Annotated in this window: 2 protein-coding genes; one reads left to right on the top strand and one right to left on the bottom strand. The window is 70.3% G+C overall.

Annotation, left to right across the window (positions count from 1 at the left end; genetic code table 11):
* Nucleotides 1–82: 82 nt before the first annotated feature.
* Complete coding sequence (locus QH283_RS29505) at nt 83–724, bottom strand: lipid droplet-associated protein (protein ID WP_280506190.1); 642 nt, start codon at nt 722–724, stop codon at nt 83–85.
* Between the two features lie 63 nt (nt 725–787).
* Between QH283_RS29505 and QH283_RS29500 the strand changes: the two genes are divergently transcribed.
* On the top strand, nt 788–1798 hold the full coding sequence (locus tag QH283_RS29500) for a 4-hydroxy-3-methylbut-2-enyl diphosphate reductase (protein ID WP_280506189.1): 1011 nt from the start codon (nt 788–790) through the stop codon (nt 1796–1798).
* Nucleotides 1799–1954: the final 156 nt, after the last annotated feature.

The raw sequence follows: 1954 nt of genomic DNA, 5'->3' as shown, positions 1-1954 counted from the left end.
GTGTGCCTGCCCCCCTGTACCCCGCGCCCGGCCGGCCGGGCTGGTGCGGGGGCGGCCCGTCGGCGTGGCGGTCGGGGCGGCCTCACTGGGCCTGGACGGTGGCGATCCGGTTGGTCAGCATCGTCACGAAGGGCGCGCGGGCCAGCGTCCGCTGCTCGTAGTCCAGCAGCGCGGTCAGTTCCTCCAGCGTGAGCATGCGCAGCCGGGCGCGCAGCTGGGCCAGCGTCATCTCGGTGTAGTTGTAGCGGCGCGCCACCTCGGGCTCCTCGACCTCGGTGCCCCCGGCCTGCTCGGCGGTGCTCTCCCCGGTCTCCCCGGCGGTGTTCTCGGCCTGCTCGCCGAGTTCGGCGATGTCCTCGGCGACGATCGTCACACTCGATCCGGCATGCCCGTTGACGCTCGCGGACTCCTCGCCCGTGTGCAGGTCGAAGCGGCTCGCCCAGCTCGCGTATCCGTTGCCATTCGTTTGCTCGTCGTCGAGATCTTCGTCGAAGGTGGCCCACTCCGGCTGTGCCTCGGTGGCGGGCACCAGGCGGTCGAAGACTTCGTCGCCCTTGAGAGCGAGGCTGGTCACGAACTGCTGCAGGTGCATCCCGGTCTGCAGGATCTGGCTGATCGCCGTGATCGGGAACTTGACCGCGGCGCTGGGTAGCCGACGGGTTTCTTCCAGGGCATAGACGGCGGCGCCGGCTGCGACCCGGGCCAGGAACGGTGGTCGGAACATGCTTCCAGCCTGCCCGATGGGGTGTGATCTGCAAAGACGGAACATCCACGTAAGCTGGGGGGCATGTCTTCGGCCATCCCCTTGAACGTCGGTATCGCCCGCTCGGCGGGTACCGGGACGATCGACGCCGAGGGCGCCAAGCGCGTCCTGCTGGCCGAGCCGCGCGGCTACTGCGCGGGCGTGGACCGGGCGGTGGAAACGGTGGAGAAGGCGCTGGAGAAGCACGGCGCCCCGCTGTACGTGCGCAAGGAGATCGTGCACAACCGCCACGTGGTGGAAACCCTGCGCGAGCGCGGCGTGATCTTCGTCGACGAGACCGACGAGGTGCCCGAGGGCGCGGTGCTCGTCTTCTCCGCCCACGGCGTCTCGCCCGCGGTGCACCAGGCCGCCGCCGCCCGCAACCTGCACACCATCGATGCCACCTGCCCGCTGGTCACCAAGGTGCACCAGGAGGCCAAGCGCTTCGCCCGCGACGACTACGACATCCTGCTGATCGGCCACGAGGGCCACGAGGAGGTCGAGGGCACCGCCGGTGAGGCCCCCGACCACGTGCAGCTGGTCGACGGCCCCGACGCGGTCGACGGGGTGAGCGTGCGCGACGAGAACAAGGTCATCTGGCTGTCGCAGACCACGCTGAGCGTCGACGAGACCATGGAGACGGTCAAGCGGCTGCGCGAACGCTTCCCCGCGCTGCAGGATCCGCCGAGCGACGACATCTGCTACGCCACCCAGAACCGTCAGGTGGCGGTCAAGGCGATGGCGCCGGAATGCGATCTGGTGATCGTGGTCGGCTCGCGCAACTCCTCGAACTCGGTGCGCCTGGTCGAGGTCGCGTTGAACGCGGGCGCGCGGGCCGCGCACCTGGTGGACTACGCGCGCGAGATCGATCCGGCCTGGCTCGATGGCGTGCGCACCGTCGGCATCACCTCCGGCGCCTCGGTGCCGGAGATCCTGGTGCGCGGGGTGCTCGACCTGCTCGCCGAGCACGGCTTCGGCGAGGTGCAGTCGGTCACCACGGCCAACGAGACCCTGGTCTTCGCCCTGCCGCGTGAGCTGCGCGCCGCGCGCAACTGACCAGGTCACCTTCCCCCGATGAGCCATCGCGGCCGCACGGCCGCGGTGGGGCTGCATGTGCCAGCCCGTGGTTACGAATAGGTCGGTCGGCTCGGGCCGTTCAGAGGCTTTACGGCTTGCGGCGCGGGCCTCCCCGCGCGCGATCGCGGTAAAGCA

Origin of the sequence: Nocardia farcinica (assembly GCF_029867845.1) — a bacterium.
GTDB classification, from domain to species: Bacteria; Actinomycetota; Actinomycetes; order Mycobacteriales; family Mycobacteriaceae; genus Nocardia; species Nocardia farcinica_A.
This window is presented reverse-complemented; position numbering and strand designations above follow the sequence as displayed.